16 protein-coding genes, 1 tRNA gene and 1 pseudogene are annotated in these 16,186 nt (G+C 60.2%); 14 read left to right on the top strand and 4 right to left on the bottom strand.

From position 1 onward, the window contains the following. The first annotated feature begins 29 nt into the window (after window positions 1-29). The 11 genes and pseudogenes from OIM99_RS01965 to OIM99_RS01915 form a co-directional block, all read left to right on the top strand. Window positions 30-863 (top strand): hypothetical protein, encoded by an 834-nt coding sequence (locus OIM99_RS01965; RefSeq protein WP_311848630.1) that lies wholly within the window; start codon window positions 30-32, stop codon window positions 861-863. After that, window positions 860-1,924: an ABC transporter substrate-binding protein gene (locus OIM99_RS01960; RefSeq protein ID WP_311848629.1), complete on the top strand. Its 1,065-nt coding sequence runs from the start codon at window positions 860-862 to the stop codon at window positions 1,922-1,924. Before OIM99_RS01965 ends, OIM99_RS01960 begins: the two co-directional genes overlap by 4 nt. Continuing rightward, entirely contained in the window at window positions 1,921-2,805 is an 885-nt protein-coding gene (locus OIM99_RS01955) for an ABC transporter ATP-binding protein (protein ID WP_311848628.1), read from the top strand. The genes OIM99_RS01960 and OIM99_RS01955 overlap by 4 nt, the downstream gene beginning before the upstream one ends. A gap of 27 nt (window positions 2,806-2,832) precedes the next feature. Beyond that, the gene (locus tag OIM99_RS01950) at window positions 2,833-4,413 is read left to right on the top strand and encodes a gamma-glutamyltransferase (protein ID WP_311848627.1); all 1,581 of its coding nucleotides are present in this window, start codon (window positions 2,833-2,835) and stop codon (window positions 4,411-4,413) included. A 16-nt stretch (window positions 4,414-4,429) separates the two neighbouring features. Further along, complete coding sequence (locus tag OIM99_RS01945) at window positions 4,430-5,497, top strand: nitrilase-related carbon-nitrogen hydrolase (RefSeq protein WP_311848626.1); 1,068 nt, start codon at window positions 4,430-4,432, stop codon at window positions 5,495-5,497. Window positions 5,498-5,722: 225 nt separating this feature from the next. After that, window positions 5,723-6,904, top strand: coding sequence for an amidohydrolase family protein (locus tag OIM99_RS01940; RefSeq protein WP_311848625.1), 1,182 nt, complete (start codon window positions 5,723-5,725; stop codon window positions 6,902-6,904). Between the two features lie 15 nt (window positions 6,905-6,919). Then, window positions 6,920-7,330 (top strand): heme-binding protein, encoded by a 411-nt coding sequence (locus tag OIM99_RS01935; RefSeq protein ID WP_311848624.1) that lies wholly within the window; start codon window positions 6,920-6,922, stop codon window positions 7,328-7,330. Window positions 7,331-7,349: 19 nt separating this feature from the next. Next, window positions 7,350-7,754 carry a RidA family protein gene (locus OIM99_RS01930; RefSeq protein WP_311848623.1) on the top strand — a complete coding sequence of 135 codons (405 nt, stop codon included), beginning with the start codon at window positions 7,350-7,352 and terminating at the stop codon, window positions 7,752-7,754. Beyond that, window positions 7,754-8,332, top strand: a complete 579-nt coding sequence (locus OIM99_RS01925) for a nitroreductase (protein ID WP_311848622.1) — start codon at window positions 7,754-7,756, stop codon at window positions 8,330-8,332. Before OIM99_RS01930 ends, OIM99_RS01925 begins: the two co-directional genes overlap by 1 nt. A 318-nt stretch (window positions 8,333-8,650) precedes the next feature. Beyond that, window positions 8,651-10,108, top strand: coding sequence for a porin (locus OIM99_RS01920; RefSeq protein WP_311848621.1), 1,458 nt, complete (start codon window positions 8,651-8,653; stop codon window positions 10,106-10,108). 241 nt (window positions 10,109-10,349) lie between these two features. Next, window positions 10,350-11,015 (top strand): annotated as a pseudogene (locus OIM99_RS01915) (molybdenum storage protein subunit alpha); the annotation flags it as partial. A gap of 124 nt (window positions 11,016-11,139) precedes the next feature. Here OIM99_RS01915 and OIM99_RS01910 read toward each other — a convergent pair. Next, a tRNA-Arg gene (locus OIM99_RS01910) sits at window positions 11,140-11,216 on the bottom strand. 160 nt (window positions 11,217-11,376) lie between these two features. Between OIM99_RS01910 and tsaA the strand changes: the two genes are divergently transcribed. Then, on the top strand, window positions 11,377-11,874 hold the full coding sequence (gene tsaA, locus OIM99_RS01905; RefSeq protein WP_311848620.1) for a tRNA (N6-threonylcarbamoyladenosine(37)-N6)-methyltransferase TrmO: 498 nt from the start codon (window positions 11,377-11,379) through the stop codon (window positions 11,872-11,874). After that, the gene (locus OIM99_RS01900) at window positions 11,871-12,230 is read left to right on the top strand and encodes a winged helix-turn-helix domain-containing protein (RefSeq protein ID WP_311848619.1); all 360 of its coding nucleotides are present in this window, start codon (window positions 11,871-11,873) and stop codon (window positions 12,228-12,230) included. Before tsaA ends, OIM99_RS01900 begins: the two co-directional genes overlap by 4 nt. Here the strand turns inward: OIM99_RS01900 and modC are convergent. Both modC and modB read right to left on the bottom strand, forming a co-directional pair. Further along, window positions 12,210-12,899, bottom strand: a complete 690-nt coding sequence (gene modC, locus OIM99_RS01895; protein WP_311848618.1) for a molybdenum ABC transporter ATP-binding protein — start codon at window positions 12,897-12,899, stop codon at window positions 12,210-12,212. The two genes, OIM99_RS01900 and modC, sit on opposite strands and share 21 nt — an antisense overlap. After that, the gene (modB, locus tag OIM99_RS01890) at window positions 12,896-13,588 is read right to left on the bottom strand and encodes a molybdate ABC transporter permease subunit (protein WP_311848617.1); all 693 of its coding nucleotides are present in this window, start codon (window positions 13,586-13,588) and stop codon (window positions 12,896-12,898) included. The genes modC and modB overlap by 4 nt, the downstream gene beginning before the upstream one ends. A gap of 185 nt (window positions 13,589-13,773) precedes the next feature. Between modB and OIM99_RS01885 the strand changes: the two genes are divergently transcribed. After that, complete coding sequence (locus OIM99_RS01885; RefSeq protein WP_311848616.1) at window positions 13,774-15,279, top strand: MFS transporter; 1,506 nt, start codon at window positions 13,774-13,776, stop codon at window positions 15,277-15,279. 69 nt (window positions 15,280-15,348) lie between these two features. On the opposite strand, the gene OIM99_RS01880 is transcribed toward OIM99_RS01885, so the two are convergent. Beyond that, on the bottom strand, window positions 15,349-16,179 hold the full coding sequence (locus tag OIM99_RS01880) for a universal stress protein (RefSeq protein WP_311848615.1): 831 nt from the start codon (window positions 16,177-16,179) through the stop codon (window positions 15,349-15,351). Window positions 16,180-16,186 lie beyond the last annotated feature (7 nt).

Below are 16,186 nucleotides of genomic sequence, written 5' to 3'. Positions count from 1 at the left end.
CTGTGTGGCGTGAACGGTGAAAGGAAGTCATGGCCGAGATCGTGTCTGTCATCGCCTCGACCCATAACCCGAGGATCTTTTGGAACCGGGAGCAGGCCAATCAGGAAGATTTGGCAGGATTGAACGCCACCTTTGATCACATGCGGGCCATGCTGGCGGAAACGCGGCCGGACGTGATCGTGGCGGTGGCTAACGACCATCTCGATAATTTCTTCTTCGACAATATGCCGACCTTCGCGGTGGCCACCGGCCCAGTAGCGGAAGGGCCATTCTGGTATGAATCCGAGATCATGTTTCTGCCAAAATATCGCGCACTGGTGCCGCTCGATCTTGCGCAGCACATTCTGCGCAGCGGCGTCGAGCAGGGCATCCAATTCTCGCAGGTTCACGACTTTCGGATCGATCATGCTTTCACGCTACCTCTGTCCTATCTGAGGCCGGAGCAGGATCTGAGCCTGGTGCCGATCATGACCAATGCCTTCGGCTATCCATTGGCGGCCAATCGCCGTTGGTACGAGCTGGGTCAATTCCTCGGCCGGGCGATCCGCGATTGGCCTGGATCGGAGCGCGTCGCCATCCTCGGCTCGTTCAATCTCAATATCGAGGTTGGCGGACCAAAAGCAGGCAAATATCAGCCGCAATTCGCCGATTGGTTGCTGGAGCGCATGCGCCTGGGCGCCCGTGACGACATTCTCAACACGCTCACGGTTCCGCGTCTGATCCAGGAAGGCAATTCGACGGCGGAATTCCTCAACTACGTCACGATGCTCGGCGTGGTCGAAACTACGCCTCCAACCTTTATTGCTCATCAACCCGTGCGTGGGGTCGGGACATGCCCGGTTGCCTTCTGGAGATTTGCATGAAGACGATCGCATCGACCAACGCTTCAATCACGAGCGTGTTTCCCCGGTCCGTCCAATGGGCCGGCATACTCGTCGTCATAGCGCTGGGCCTGTTGAGCACGGTGGCCGCGGCCGCGCCGTTTCGCATCATCATCACGGAAACGGAAACGCCCCTGGTACCCAATTCGGTGATCGATCTCGCCCACCAGCTCGGCTTCTATAAAAAGGCTGGTGTCGACGTTGAATTGGTCCGTGTCCAGCAGACACCTTCGGCCGTTGCTGCCTTGCGCTCGGGACAAGGCGACATGGCCAATATTGGGCTCGATACCGCCCTTCAGCTCGTGGCACGCAACCAAGTTCAATTGAAGGGCATCATCTCGCCCGACAAAGCGCTTCCCTTCGTGATCGTCGCCAAGAAGGACTATTCGACGCCAAAGCAGCTTGAAGGCAAGGTTTTCGGCGTGGCCCGTCTGGGAAGCGTTGACTACATTCTCAGCCGTGCGGTGCTGACCAAACTGGGCGCCAGCACCGACAAGCTGCAGTATCTCGCCGTTGGCCAGCCGCCCGTGCGGGCACAATCCTTGATCGCCGGCCGTATCGACGCGACCGCCATTTCAATCGGTGTTTGGACCAGCCTTGCCGATAAGTCGGCGTTTTCCATGGTTGTCGATCAGGCGAGTTTCTATAAAGCGGCGCCCTTCGTCACCAAGCTGAATGTGGTGACAGAAGCCGTCTGGAAGGCGAAAGCCAAGGAAATCCAGGCCGTGGTGCGCGGCATCATGATGGCCTCGCGGGCTTTCGCAGCCGATCCCAAGCTTTGGGTGGATGCCATGGCGAAAGCTCGCTCCGATTTGAAGCGGGAAGAGCTAGAGGCTCTGGCCGAAAACTACCGACAAAACTGGTCGGTGAATGGTGGGTTCAACATGACCGACCTCGCCTATACCACGGATACGCTTTACCAGGATCCAGAATGGAAGGAATTGAAGAAAGTCGAGCCGAAGGACTGGGTCGACCCGCGCTTCATCGATGCCGTTCTGGCCGATAGCGGCGTCGAGCCGAAAATTGATCCGGTGGGCCGATGAGTACGTCGCTGATGACCTCGGATCCGACATCGATCGCGCCGTATGATGCGGCGCCCGCCATCACCGTGCGCAATGTGTCAAAATGGTTCCGCCGCTCGAAGGCTGACGAGGGCGTACACGCTCTTAACAACATCTCTCTCAACATAAAGCCGAATAGCTTTGTCAGCCTGGTCGGCCCGTCGGGGTGCGGCAAGACCACGTTGCTGCGCATGCTGAATGGTTTGATCCGGCAGGATTCGGGAGAAATTCTCGTTGGCGATACGCCGCCCGTGCCGGGACCACATATGGGCATCGTGTTTCAATCGTTCCGGCTGATGCCTTGGCGCACGATCAAGGCCAATGTCTATTTTCCGCTGGAACTTCACGCGGCATCCACCAAGGAATGCGAAGAGCGCGCCGACTACTATCTCAATATGATGGGTCTGCGTCGGTTCGCTGATTCCTACCCACGGGAATTGTCGGGTGGCATGCAGCAGCGCGCAGCTCTGGCGCGCGCACTCATCGCCAAACCGGCCTTTCTCTTGATGGACGAGCCTTTTGCGGCGCTCGACGCGCAAACCCGTGAGTTTATGCAGATTGAAGTGATGAAGATCCGGCAGACGCTGAAAAGCGTCGTCATCTTCGTGACCCATAGCGTGGATGAAGCGGTGCTTCTCTCCGACCAGGTGGTGATGATGCGGCCGCGACCGGGGCAGATCTCGGAGATCGTCGACGTCAACCTGCCGCAACCGAGGTGGGAATACGATGCCCGGGCAACCCCTGAATTCGTCGCGCTGCGCCGACACCTCTGGGAGGGCATTAAGACCATGGTGCTGAACGACCCGCAATCCGAATTCTATCAGCGCGATCGCGCGGCGAGCCCAAGCGCTTCCGCGGACTGATCGAACGAGGTCACGAACGAGAATCTCATGAGCGTTGCCGGAGAAACTCGACAGCTGTCGCGAGAAATTCAGGTGGCGCATGGCCTGAACGGTGTCGTCGCGTCCGGGCATACCCTTGCGACTGAGGCGGCCACGCAAGTTCTGCGGAGCGGCGGAAATGCTGTCGATGCCGCAGTTGCCGGGGCGCTCGTCCTCGCCGTCGTATGTCCTTATGCCTGCACTCTGGCCGGGGACGTCTATTTTCTCATCCACGATCCAAAGACAAGAGCGGTTACCGGTCTGAATGGAACGGGGCGTTCGCCGCAAGCCGCGACCTTAGAGCAATTTTCGGTGGGCATACCTCGCGATGGCGCTCTATCGGTGACGGTGCCCGGCTTTCTCGCCGGCCTTCATGATACATTGCAGCGCTTCGGCACCCGTCCATTTGCAAGCTTGATGGCGCCTGCACGGGCGCTTGCGACCGAGGGTTTTGCTGTTTCTTCCTATTTCGCGCGCAATGTCCGAGATCGCGCCGCCTTGCTGGCTCGCGATCCCGCCGCTGCCGATCTATTCCTGCCGAACGGCGTGCCGTTGCAGGAAGGCACTACCTTTCGGCAACCCGATCTCGCGAACATGCTGGCGATCATCGAGGCGGAAGGTCCGGAAAGTTTTTACCGAGGGGAAGTCGCGAACCGCATGCTGGCGGCCGGCGAGCGAATCGGTTGGCTCATCGGTCGCGATGATCTCGCTCAGCACAAGTCGCTTGAACAAAAGCCGATCTCGGCCCCTTTCCACGGTCATGACGTCTGGACCATGCCGCCAAATTCCTATGGCGCGACGTTATTGCTGCAGCTTTTGGCTCTGGAAGCGGGCGGTATTGCGAACGTCGATCCGGACAGTGTGGATTTCATCCTGCGCGGCTTTGAGGCACGCCGCGCCGCTTACAAGGTTGCCGGCCAATTGATCGGCGATCCGGCATTGCTGGAAGCGCCGCTCCGGGCCTTGCTGGAGCGGGCTCGAACGGGCTTCGTCCAGGCTGATGCGGCCATGCCGATGCCGCCGGAATCGCGCGATCGTTGCACCACCAATGTCGTTGTCGTCGATCGCGACGGATTGGCCGTCTCCCTGATCCAAAGCATATCGGCGCCATGCGGTGCCGGCGTCGTTCTGCCTGCTACCGGCATTCTCCTCAACAACCGGCTCGCTGGTTTCGTCAACAATCCTGGAAGTGCAAACTGCATCGCGCCCGGCAAGCGTCCCGCACATACCCTGGCGCCTTGCCTGATCACCAAGAGCGGCAAGTTGACGATGACGATCGGTACGCCAGGAACCGTAGGACAGACGTGCGTATTGGCGCAATTTCTCGCCCGCACATTGGCTTGTGGCCAGGATTTGAAGGTTGCGGCCGACCGGCCGCGCTGGTCAGTTGATTTTCAAGGCCAACCGGTGATCGAAGACACACTGGACGAAGATGAACTGGTGAAGCTCCGGGGTCGGCTGCCAAACATCCGTACCATGCCGTCAGGCTGGATCAGCTTTGGCTCAATCAAGCTTGTCAAAGCCGAAGACGATGGCTGCGTCGGTCTTGCGGATCACCGAAGATCCGCGACGACAGCCGCTTTGAACTAATGCGAGGGACTAAGTCATGCCGGATATTTTGAACTTCGAAGTCGCCTGTATTCAGCCGCGGGTGCGTCAGGTTTCGCTCGAAGACGAGAAGCAACGAGATCTCGATATCCGCGCCAATATCGAACGTATCTGCCAATTGGTCGATTACGTTACGTCCTTCGGAAATTCCGAAGTGAAGCTGATCGTGACGCCGGAATATGCCATCAACGGCCATTGGTCGAATAAGAATGTCGATCAGTGGATCAAGATCTGTACCACGGTTCCCGGGCCTTATACGGACATTCTCGCCGAGAAAGCCAAGCAGCGAAAAGTCTATATCGCTGCCAATATGCTGGAAATTCATAACGACTTTCCCGGACGCTTCTTCAATTGTTCATTTCTGGTGGGACCGGACGGCCGAATTCTGATCAAGCATTGGAAGATCAACAATAATTGCTGGGTCTTTCCTTATACGACGCCGCCTGACGTCTACAGTCAGTTCGTTGCGAAATATGGCCGCGAAGCCTTGTTCCAGGTTGCCAAGACGGACATCGGCAATATCGGCCTCGTCACATGCGGCGAGCTGGGGTTTCCCGAAAATGCGCGATGCACGATGATGAACGGCGCCGAAATTCTGCTGCATCTGACATCCGAGCCCAACAACATGAGTCACGGCGACGTCCGCAACTGGAAAAGCCTGCGGACCGCCCGTGCTTATGAGAACAAATGTTACCTCGCCGCAGCCAATGTCGGCATATTCGAAGGCACGCTGCGCGGCATGCATGACAGCCACGGTGATTCCGCCATTCATTATTTCGACGGCTCGATCACCAATACGCTCAATGGACCGGGGGAGGCGACGATCAAAGGGCCGATCAATCTCAACGATCTGCGCCACGCCCGCTCAAAACCCTTTCATCCGACCGTTATCCGCGCCGAACTCTATGCCAAGGAATATGAAAGCTGGCCGGGTTGGGCGAATGATGGCTTCGCCGAGACGCCAATCATGAGCATTCAGGACACGCGTGCCAAATTCCATGAATTGGTGCAGCGGCGCCGGCAACTGGGTATCGACCGGGCGCCTCGCGAGTTTGTGCAAGACTGAGCATTTATTCGTCACGTTACAGATATTCCGAGTTTGCGTCGGCGTCGCGGAAGCGGCGCCGGCGGCGCGCGCCCATGCTGGCGGCAGTCATATATCCCGCGCTGATACGACTATCTGAAAAAGCTTTTTGCCTTGAGCGAGAGAGCTTTCTAGCTTCATCGGCAGGGAAAGCGGCGCAGGCTTCATGTGAAGCAGCCGTAGTTGTCAAGGAACGGGAGAATAAGCATGCGCGACGGATATCGGGTTCTCGATGTCGATAGCCACGTGACCCCATCGATGGAAGTGCTCCATCGTTATGCGGCTCAGCCTTTGAAGGATCGCTGGGAAGAGCTGACGCCTTACGCGCGAAAGATGAATTCGCCTCCCGGTCGCGGCCATCCGACGACACCGTGGCATTCCTTGCGGATCAAGCCGATCCCCTACAACCGGATCGCGGGCCAGAAGCCGGATGTCGAAAAGGTCGAGAAGGGCGGGGCCGGCGCCACCGAGGGCCGTGTCGAGAACGTCTCGTCGGAAATCTGCCATGAGCGCATTCAGCACGATAACCCGCACGGTCGCCTCGACGACATGACAAAAGAAGGCGTCGATGTGAATGTTTTGATTCCAGGCACCTGGGCGCCCGGATCGAGCGCTTTGGAGCCGTTTCTGACGACGAATCTCTATGATGCCTATCACAATTACATGCGCGATTTCTGCTCGGCCGATACGAAGCGGCTGAAAGGCCTGTTTCTGGCGCCGGGCGCGAATATCGAATGGGCGGTGAAGGAAATCAAACGCATCGGCAAGGAAGATTGGTTGTGCGCCGTCTGGCCATCCTTGCCCGAAGGGCTGCCGATCGACGATCCCGATCTCGATCCGTTATGGGAGGTGATGAACGATCTGCATCTGCCGATCATGCATCACAGCTTCTTCTATGAACCGCCGTATTTCCCGGGCTATCGCGACATCTGGGGCAATGCCGCCATCGCCCGCACCGCCGCTCACCCCTGGGGCGCGCAGCGTTCGCTCGCTTACATTATCGCCGGCGGCATTCTCGATCGCTATCCGAACATCAAAGTGGGTTACTCGGAGACGGGTCACGGCTGGCTGCCCTATTGGCTGAAGCGCCTCGACAGCCAGGTCACCTATGTCAAGGGCGTGGTCCCGAAGCTGAAATATTTGCCGAGCGAATATGCCCAGCAAGGCCGGATCAAGGTTTGCATCGAGGCGCATGAAGGCCCCGAGATGACCAAGGCGGTCAACGACGTGCTTGGCGACAATTGCCTGATGTATGCCTCCGACTTCCCGCATCCTGAATGCGATTGGCCGCACTCGGTCGACAACGTGATCAAGTGGAAGGGGGTGCTCGGAGAAAGCGCGTTGCGCAAGCTCCTGGGAACCAATGCCGACGATTATATCCGTCATTAGACGACCGGAGGCGACGTGGACTTCGACACCGGCCGCAAATTTCTTGATCGGGCGAAAGCCATAGGGATTTCGAAAGGTGTCGAAGTCAGCGTCGCCGTCGTCGATGCCGCCGGCCATCCTGTGATCGTCGCGCGCGGGAAAGCTGAAGCCTGGCACGGGCCCTATATGGCCGCGGGCAAGGCGCGCCTCGCAGCAGCGTTTCGCAAGCCGACGATAGCTTTGATCGAACAATGGACGGATCGACCACTCTACGCCATGAGCCTGACCGAGATCATTCCCGGCGGCGTGACGCTTAATCCCGGCGGATATCCGATTTTTGAGAATGGCGCCTGTATCGGGGCAATCGGCGTGGGCGGCGGCTCTCCTGCTTTGGACGATGAAGTCGCGCGCTTGACCGTGGAAGCCCTTGGAGCTTCGCAGCGATGACGAGAGACAGGATCGAGATATGACGAAGAAAATCGCGATCCGTACCGATAAGGCGCCGACACCCACCGGGCCGTTCAATCAGGCGATCCGTGTTGGCGGCTTCGTCTTCACCAGCGGTCAGGCTGGTCGCAATCGCGAAACCGGCAAGATGGGTGATATTCACGATCAAGCGCGCCGCTGCATTGGCAATATCGGAGCGATCCTCGAAGCAGCCGGATCATCCCTTGCGCATTTGGTCAAAGTGACCGTCTTCCTGCGGAACGCCGAAGACTGGAAGGGCTTCAACGAGGAATATGTGAAGCTCGTTCCCGAGCCATTGCCGGCACGAACATCGGCGATTGTCGATCTCAAGGGACCGGACATGCTGGTCGAGATGGAAGTCATCGCGTTCGTTCCGGAGGAACATGAAGATGGAAGCCGATGATGGCACAGATGACACTTCTCGACGTAATGCTGGCGCGCACGACGCCGAAGGAACTTGTTGCGCCTGCCCCCGACAGCAAGGCACTCAATATGGCGCTGGAGGCTGCGGTCGCGGCACCCGATCACGGCCGTCTGCGGCCCTGGCGCTTCATTCTGATCGAAAACAGTATGAGGCAAAATTTCGGTGCGATTCTGGCGCAGGCCTTGAAGCGCCGAAAGCCGGAAGCAACGGAGGCCGAACTTGAACGCGAAGCGGCCAAGCCCTTGCGTGCGCCTCTCGTGATCGCTGTGGGCGCGAAAATCGTGTCCCGGCCGGGCGTGCCTGAAGTTGAACAGATTCTCGCAGTGGGTGCGGCGATCCAGAACCTTTCACTGGCTTTATATGCGCAGGGTTACGCCGCCTCCTGGAAGACGGGAGAGCCTGCGTATGATGTCGGTGTCAAGGCCGCGTTGGGGCTCGGCGACAGCGATGCCATCGTCGGCTTCATCTACGTAGGAACGCCGGCTTCCGCGGCTTCGCCACGTCCACGCTCGCCGGCGAGCGAATTCCTACAGCATTGGAACGGGGCAATGACATGAGGCCATTGCCATGTTGAAGAGCGGTCAGCAATACACGCACGCGCTCCGGGATTGGCGCGCCGCACCAAGCTCGGAATTGATACGACCGTTCCTTTTCATTAGAGACCGATTTATGCGCTGTTCTTATACAGATGTATCGGTCGACCCCAAGGCTTTCGTATTTGGCAGTGATCACGTCCGCCGTCTGATCGGAGCGTGATCACGAGACCCGAATTCGCGTTTGATTTGACGCAACTGCATTGCGGAGAGCGCGCCCGCGGGGCCGCGCGCACTCTCTTCAATATGAAGCCGCTTAAACCAAACAAAACGGGGGTTAGAATGAGTACGAAGACATCGGTGGCATTCGCACGACATATTCTGCTTGCATCCGCCGCGACATTGGTCGTCGGGGGCAGCGTCCACGCGGCCGATCTGCCGTCGCGCAAGGCAGCGCCCGTTGAATATGTCCGTGTCTGCGACGTTTACGGCGCAGGCTTCTACTGGATTCCCGGCACCGATACCTGCTTAAAAGTCGGCGGCCGCGTTCGTGTTGACATGTGGTACACGCCAGCGAAAAACGCGGTTTCGCACCGCTCGAGCGGTGGCGGCACGGGAACGTTCATCAGCGCCAATGGCGTTGACCAGAACGGCTGGTATGCCCGCGGGCTTATCAACATGGATGCGCGCACCCAATCCGCTTGGGGAACGGTGCAGACGATTTTCTCTCTACGTCTGATGTCGGCGTCCGGCCTCGCCAACACCCCGCCGGGTTATGCCAGTGGTGTATTTGCGGCCGGCAATGCCTCTACGGCGACGATCGAAGCGGCCTATATCCGCTTCGCCGGATTTACGGTTGGCCAGGCGGCCTCGAACTTCAGCTTTCTGCCGCCTCTCCAATATCATTCGCTCGCCACCGCGGGCTTCCCGAACGGCATTCGTCAGCTTGCTTACACGGCAACCTTCGGGGGTGGCTTCTCGGCGACCATCGCCTTGGAAAACCGGGCTGAACTGACCAATTCGACGGCCGTCAATACGCTTGGGCCCAATCCGTTCACCGCAACGGCTGCGACCGCTGGCCCGGTGCCGCAGCGCCTGCCCTCTCTCGTCGGTAACATCCGTATCGATCAGCCGTGGGGCGCCGCGATGCTGTCGGCCGCGGTGCTTGAAAACAGCGTGACATTCGGCAATGCGCCGCTCGCGGTCGTCGGCAATGCCGGTCCACAGATACGCCGCACGGGCTGGGCCGTCAGCGGCGGTCTGCGCATCAACCTGCCGATGCTTGCGCAAGGCGACAGCATCCAGGCCTGGGTCGCATACAGCTCCGGCGCTCTCAGCTATGTGGTCAATTCCGGCATCAATGCCAATCCAGCGGTCAGCAGCAATTGGGTCGGCGGGTTCTTGCGCGTCGATCGCGATCTGACGCTTTACTGCGTTAATGCCGCCTGTTCGATCGGGGGCGTAGAGCAGACCAAGGCATGGTCAGCCGCAGCGATCTTTACTCACTATTGGACCCCGTCGTTGCGCTCTCATGTGATTGGATCCTACGCGCGGGTGATGCCGGGGTCGGTAACCCGCAACACGGCTTGGGCGAACGGCGGCTTGTCGAACGCCACCACATGGACTCTCATGGGCAGCTTGATCTGGTCGCCGGTGCGCAACTTCGACATCGGTATCGAGATGTCCTACTCGAAACTGAACCAGAGCCTGCCGCTCTCGGTGCCGGTCGGGCTCGGCACATTGGCTTCGGTCAATCCGAGCAATTGGACGAGCCGTGTGCGCGTCGAGCGCACGTTCTAATCCATCAATGAGGCTCCGCACGGCAGGATCGGGTGGGGCCTCGCATCGCTCGCGTTGTCGGGCCAGATCAACACAGCTCTGTTTTTTACCAGCGATTGCGTGGGATAGATTCGCCTGAATAATGCGCTTTCGCGGGAGTTTCAGGAGTCACTATCTCAAGCCCATAAGTGAGCAGGTTGTCGGTCATCCTCCTCGCTTTGTTACACTCTCGGCTGCCGGCTGGGGAAAGTGCTTTTCCTATGAAGCCATCCTGCCACTCGTGGCCGAGTTTCGCGCGCTGTTGCCTGAGCACCGCCTGTTGATCCTGACGGGCGCCGGCATCCGCGCCCGCCATCTCTATAGTGTCGGCCTCGATCTTGGGCTGCCGGTCGGATCGCTGGCTCCGTTGGCGGCGAGCGAGGCTGGCCAAAACGGTCATATCCTCGCCTGTCTGTTCGCCTCGGACGGCGTCTCCTATGTTGAGCATCCGACGATCGCGAGCCAGCTCGCCATTCATCTTTCCGCTGCGCGAGCCGTCGTCGGAAGTGCGTTTCCGCCTTATCACCATCACGAGTTTCCGACCTCGCGCATTCCGATACACCGTGCCGATATCGGCGCATTTCTGCTGGCCGACGCGCTCGGCGCAGCCGGCCTGACGATCGTCGAGGATGTGGATGGCGTGTACACCGCCGATCCCAACGGGCCAGATGGGAAGCAGGCGCAGTTGCCGCGGGAAACGAGTTTTGCAGAACTTGCGAAATTGAAAGGCACGCTGCCGTTTGACTCTGCGCTTCTCGAAGTGATGGCGAATGCCCGCCACATCGGGCGCGTACAGGTGGTGAATGGCCTCATCCCGGGCCGCCTCACCGCAGCGCTGCGCGGCCAGCATGTTGGGTCGATGATTCACACAGGCGCCCGCTCGGTTTAAGGAAGACGGCAAAGTCAGTTCGTTATCAGGCGACGTTTTGCGGGAGCCGGCTCCAAATCAGCTATGCTGCGGAGCTTGGCCGAAGAATTCGGCTCAATATAAATCATTGATATCAATGGAGAACTGGCGCACCCGAAGGGATTCGAACCCCTGGCCTCTGCCTTCGGAGGGCAGCGCTCTATCCAGCTGAGCTACGGGTGCAGGCGCGGGAGCCCGCGTCGGGCCAGGAATGGACCGTTCGTTGGTCATCGTCAAGCCAATTTGGGGGTAAATCAGGTTCTCCCTGGCGACAGACGGAGCGTCGGTGGGCACAGCGGCCGAAATAGGCTAAATCCCTTCCAAACAAGGAGAAGCCGGTTCAGTGCCGACGACGACGGAAATACGCGCCGGCGAGCGCCTGGGGCAATTGCCGGACAGGGGCGATGAAACCCTGTTTTTCATCGGCACGATCAGAACACCGTGGCCGAGCCGTCGGGATTGTCCGCGTAAGGGCGATCTGGACGGACCCCCCTGCCGGATCGAGGTCGATCCGCGCTGGCAGGACGCTTTGGCCGACATCGCCGGCCACGAATATCTGCAGATTCTTTATTGGATGCACGAGGCGCGCCGCGATCTCTTGCAGCAATCGCCCCGGTCGAACGGTCAGGCGACGGGCACTTTCGCGCTGCGTTCGCCCAACCGCCCCAATCCCATCGCGTCTTCGCTGGTCGTGCTGGAGAAAGTCGAGGGCAACGTGCTCACCGTGCGTGGCCTCGATTGTATCGATGGCACGCCGCTCATCGATATCAAGCCGGACACATGTCCGCATTGGCTCGGTCAAGAAGCTGGGCAGGATCAGAAAAAGGCGGAGGAAACGTGACGCCGCGTGTGACCATCAGGATCGATTTCAGCCCGCAGCGGCAGCTCGGTCACGGCAAGGTCAAACTGCTTGAAATGATCGACACGCACGGGTCGATCTCGTCGGCGGCGCGCGCGCTGGGCATGTCCTATCGGCGCGCGTGGCTGTTGATGGACGAGGTCAACAGCATGTTCGAAATGTCGGTTCTGGAGACGCAGCTTGGCGGCAAGGGCGGCGGCAATGCGAAGCTGACCGAGTTCGGCCACAAGCTCGTCGCCCTCTATCGCGAGATGGAGCGCGATACCAGCCGGCGGTTTAGCGATGAGATCTCCGATCTCACCGCGAAGCTGCGCCCGCTACCCGTCGAAAGCGACTGATGTCTGCGGATCGCGACGCCGCTCGATCTCCTGAATCTTGCCGTCGCGCAATTTGACGATTTCGTCGCCGAGCCGTTCCGCTTCGTCGGCGGAATGGGTGACATAGACGATCGGCATTTTGTAGCGGTCGCGCACGTTCTCGATATAGGGCAGCACTTCGGCGCGCCGCGCTTCGTCGAGCGAAGCCAGCGGTTCGTCCATCAAAAGCAGATCCGGCGAGGCGAGCAGGGCGCGGGCCAGCGCCACCCGCTGCCGCTCGCCGCCCGACAGATTGCGCGGACCGCGATCGAGCAGCGGCGTGATCCCCAGCAGATCGGTGACGTCGGTGAGCGCCGGCGATCGGCCGTTGGGTTTGCGAAACCAATGGCTGAAGGTGAGGTTGTGACGCACCGACAAATGCGGAAGCAGCCGTCCTTCCTGGAACACATAGCCGATGCGGCGGCGATGCGGTGGCACGAAGATTTTCTGGGCGGCGTCGAACCAGACCGTGCCGTCGAAGCTCAAGCGGCCGGATTGCGGCCGCACGAGCCCCGCGATGATGTTGAGCAGGGTGGTCTTGCCCGATCCGGAGACGCCCGAGAGCACGCTCACCGGACCATGCAGCTCGCCCTTGGCAGCCAATGAGAACTCGCCTTGCCGGTGATCGATATCGAAAGCAATACGGCTCATCGGCGGCCTTCGCTCTGGCTGCGGCGCGCCAAATATTCCGACAGGCCAAGCGCCGCGGCGGCAATGATGATGGCGATGACGGTCAGTCGCAGGGTTGCTGCTTCGGCGCCCGGTGTCTGCGTCGTCGTGTAGATGGCCGAAGCGATCGTCTGCGTTTCGCCGGGAATGTTGGAAACGAAGGTGATTGTCGCGCCGAACTCGCCGAGTGCTTTGGCGAAGCCGAGCACCGTGCCGGCGAGGACGCCGGGCAGGGCTAGCGGCAGGGTCACCGTCAGGAACACGAGCAGAGGGGCGGCACCGAGTGTGCCGGCCGCGTCCTCGAGTTTTGAATCGATGGCTTCCAGGGACAGGCGGATGGCCCGCACCGTCAGCGGAAAGGACATGACGGCGGCGGCCAGCGCCGCGCCGGTCCAGCGAAAGGCGAGGACCAGGCCAAGCCAGGATTCGAGGAATTCGCCCGCCGGTGCGCGTCGACCGAAGGTGATGAGCAGCAGATAGCCGGTGACGACGGGCGGCATCACCAGCGGCAGATGCACCAGGATGTTCAAAAGCCCTTTGCCGGGAAAACGGCAGCGGGCGAGCAGCCAAGCGACCACGATGGCCAGCGGCAAACTCGCCAGGGTCGCCACGAGAGCGACCTTCAAGCTGAGCCAGATAGCGGTGGTTTCGACGTCCGAAAGCTGAAACACAGGGAAAAGCTTCTATCTCCGATCTACTGCGCTGTATATCAAAGGATATAGCGGAGCAAGAGACAGTTGCGCGCAGGGGCTCAGCGCAAGCTTGACGCTTTTATGGCGTTGGCGGGCGCGGCGGAACAGTCTATCAGGCCGGTACGAAAGGTGATGCGCCGCCGACGCGGCGTCGGGACGAGATTTTGACTTCAACAACGCTACCGCCAGAGGAAACGTCAGGGGCTTTTCCAGCCGACACGCGCGGCATGTTTCTGCGTGTCTTTCCGTCCATCATGCTGCCGATGTTTCTGGCGATCGCCGACCAGACGATCGTCGCGACCGCTTTGCCGGCGATCGCCGCCTCGCTCGGCGATATCGAGCATATTTCCTGGATCATCGTCAGCTATCTGATCGCTTCGACCATTGCTGCGCCGCTTTATGGCTATCTCGGCGACCGCTTCGGCCGTCGTAAGCTGATGTTCGTGGCGCTGGGCATCTACATGCTCGGTGCCGTTCTCAATTCGCTGGCGCCGTCCGTTATGATCCTGGCGATCACCCGTTTCGTGCAGGGCCTGGGCGGCGGCGGCTTGATGAGTATGTCGCAGGCACTGATCGGCGAAGTGGTGCCGCCGCGCCAGCGTGGCAAATATCAGGGCTATCTCGCCGCCATTTCCGTCAGCGCCACGGCCATCGGCCCGCTGCTCGGCGCTTATCTCACGCTGACGTTCGGCTGGCGCTCGGTGTTCTTCATGAACATTCCGGCGGCTCTCATCGCCATCGTGCTGACCATGCGGTTGCGGGCGCGTTCCGGTAACAAGGGCGATTGGAATTTCGATTTCCTCGGCCTGATATTGTTTACCTGTGTCGTCATCCCGACCTTGCTCGCCTTGCAGAATGCTCGCACGTTCGAGGTTTCGGCACTGCCGCTGATCTTCGGCCTGTTCGCTTTCGCGGCTGCGGCGCTGTTTTTCCTGCTGCGGCAGGAGAGGAGCACGCCCTCGCCACTGTTGCCGATCGATCTCATGCGCCAGCGCGGTGTGTGGATGACGCAACTCGTCGCCGTTGCCCACGGCGCGACATTGACCGCGTTCATCGCCTTCATGCCGCTCTACCTGCACATTATGAACATCGCGCCGCTGCAGCAGGTCGGTTGGATTCTGCTCACTTCGACGGCCTCGATCGCCACGGCCTCGATGTTGACCGGCCGCTTCATCACGCGCACGGGCATGACCATGATCGCCCCGTCGGTGGGGCTCATCGTCGCTTGCCTCAGCATGATCAATTTCGCTTTCAACGCCGCGCATATGTCGTTTCTGGGCGTGGCGGTCGCCGTCTGCATCGCCGCGCTTGGCATGGGCACGGTGATGAGCGTCGTGCAGGTGACGATCCAGACGCTCGCCGGTCGGCGCCGGCTTGGCGCGGCCTCGGGGTCGATCCAGCTGGCGCGCACGGTCGGTGCGGCGCTTGGCACCACTTTGTTTGCCACCGTGCTCTTTGCGTCCTTGGCCTTGTCCGATGCGGATGCGGCGCAGATGTTCGCCGGCATTCTCAATCGTGGTCCTGAGGCCTTGCAGACATTGGCGGGCGACCGGCGCGAGATCGTCATGGGCGAGATCGCCGCCGCTTTCCGCAATGCTTATTTGCTGCTGGCCATTCTCAGCGGCTGCGGCGCGGTGCTCGCCTGGCTCAATCCTTCGCGGCGCGTTTAGGAATATGAAAAGCCCGGCTCTGGCGATCAGAACCGGGCTTGATATTTGAAAGAGCGTTTGCGGGCCGGCCTAGTTGGCCATGAACACCGGCATTTTCGCTTTCGCCAGAATATGCGCGGTCGCGCCGCCAAAAATCATCTGCCGCAACCGGCTTTGCGTATAGGCGCCCTTGATCAAGAGATCGCCGCCGAGCTTTTCCGTCTGATCGAGAATGTCTTCGCCGGAACTCTTGCCGCCGGGATGGCTCACCGCTTCGACGGCGACGCCATGACGGGCCAGCATTTCGGCGAGCTGCGCGCCAGTGGGGCCATCGACGACGAAATTCTCGACCGTCAGCACGATCACTTTCTTGGCCTTCTTCAGCAAAGGCATGGCGAAAGCGGTGGCGCGCGCCGTTTCCGTGCTCTGGTTCCAGGAGATGACGATGGTGTCACCGAAGCTCGCCGGCGTCTTCGGCGGCGCCAGCATGATCGGCCGGCCGCTTTCGAAAAGCGCCGCTTCGGCGGTGGCCATGCGCGGGTCGCCGCGCTCAGAGCCAGGACGGCCCAAGACGGTGATGTCGAAAACGCGCGCAAGGCTCGCCACCTGGCTGTCGCCAAGAGAATGATCGCCGGACCAGGCCTGGGAGGGGCCGCTGCCATCGGGCGACTTGCCGCCGATGCCGGCGGCCGACATGGTCGTGTCGAATTTGCGATGCGCTTCCTCGGCCAGCTCCTTCCACGAGTTCTGATCGTTGATCGTCCAGCTCACGGGCATGTCGAAGGCCACGAGGTCGGGAAGATCGGGCCCCAATGGCGTGCCTTCGATATAGCTGCCGAATTTGCGCGCCAGCACCAGAGCGGTCTGTAGAACAGAATCGACCGTCGAGTGCATCTCGATAGGCACCAGAATGTTTTTCATTGTATCC

The sequence above is a fragment of the Methylocella sp. CPCC 101449 genome (assembly GCF_031921685.1).
Taxonomy (GTDB): Bacteria; Pseudomonadota; Alphaproteobacteria; order Rhizobiales; family Beijerinckiaceae; genus Terripilifer.
The sequence above is the reverse complement of the archived record's forward strand: the minus strand, read 5'-3'. Positions and strand labels throughout refer to the sequence as shown.

Excerpts from the sequence above, each read along its gene's own strand:
- OIM99_RS01960 (WP_311848629.1), top strand. The coding sequence starts at position 860 with ATGAAGACGATCGCATCGACCAACGCTTCAATCACGAGCGTGTTTCCC.
- OIM99_RS01940 (WP_311848625.1), top strand. The coding sequence starts at position 5,723 with ATGCGCGACGGATATCGGGTTCTCGATGTCGATAGCCACGTGACCCCA.
- OIM99_RS01965 (WP_311848630.1), top strand. The coding sequence starts at position 30 with ATGGCCGAGATCGTGTCTGTCATCGCCTCGACCCATAACCCGAGGATC.
- modC (WP_311848618.1), bottom strand. The coding sequence starts at position 12,899 with ATGAGCCGTATTGCTTTCGATATCGATCACCGGCAAGGCGAGTTCTCA.
- OIM99_RS01880 (WP_311848615.1), bottom strand. The coding sequence starts at position 16,179 with ATGAAAAACATTCTGGTGCCTATCGAGATGCACTCGACGGTCGATTCT.
- OIM99_RS01950 (WP_311848627.1), top strand. The coding sequence starts at position 2,833 with ATGAGCGTTGCCGGAGAAACTCGACAGCTGTCGCGAGAAATTCAGGTG.
- OIM99_RS01920 (WP_311848621.1), top strand. The coding sequence starts at position 8,651 with ATGAGTACGAAGACATCGGTGGCATTCGCACGACATATTCTGCTTGCA.
- OIM99_RS01925 (WP_311848622.1), top strand. The coding sequence starts at position 7,754 with ATGGCACAGATGACACTTCTCGACGTAATGCTGGCGCGCACGACGCCG.
- OIM99_RS01945 (WP_311848626.1), top strand. The coding sequence starts at position 4,430 with ATGCCGGATATTTTGAACTTCGAAGTCGCCTGTATTCAGCCGCGGGTG.
- OIM99_RS01955 (WP_311848628.1), top strand. The coding sequence starts at position 1,921 with ATGAGTACGTCGCTGATGACCTCGGATCCGACATCGATCGCGCCGTAT.
- OIM99_RS01930 (WP_311848623.1), top strand. The coding sequence starts at position 7,350 with ATGACGAAGAAAATCGCGATCCGTACCGATAAGGCGCCGACACCCACC.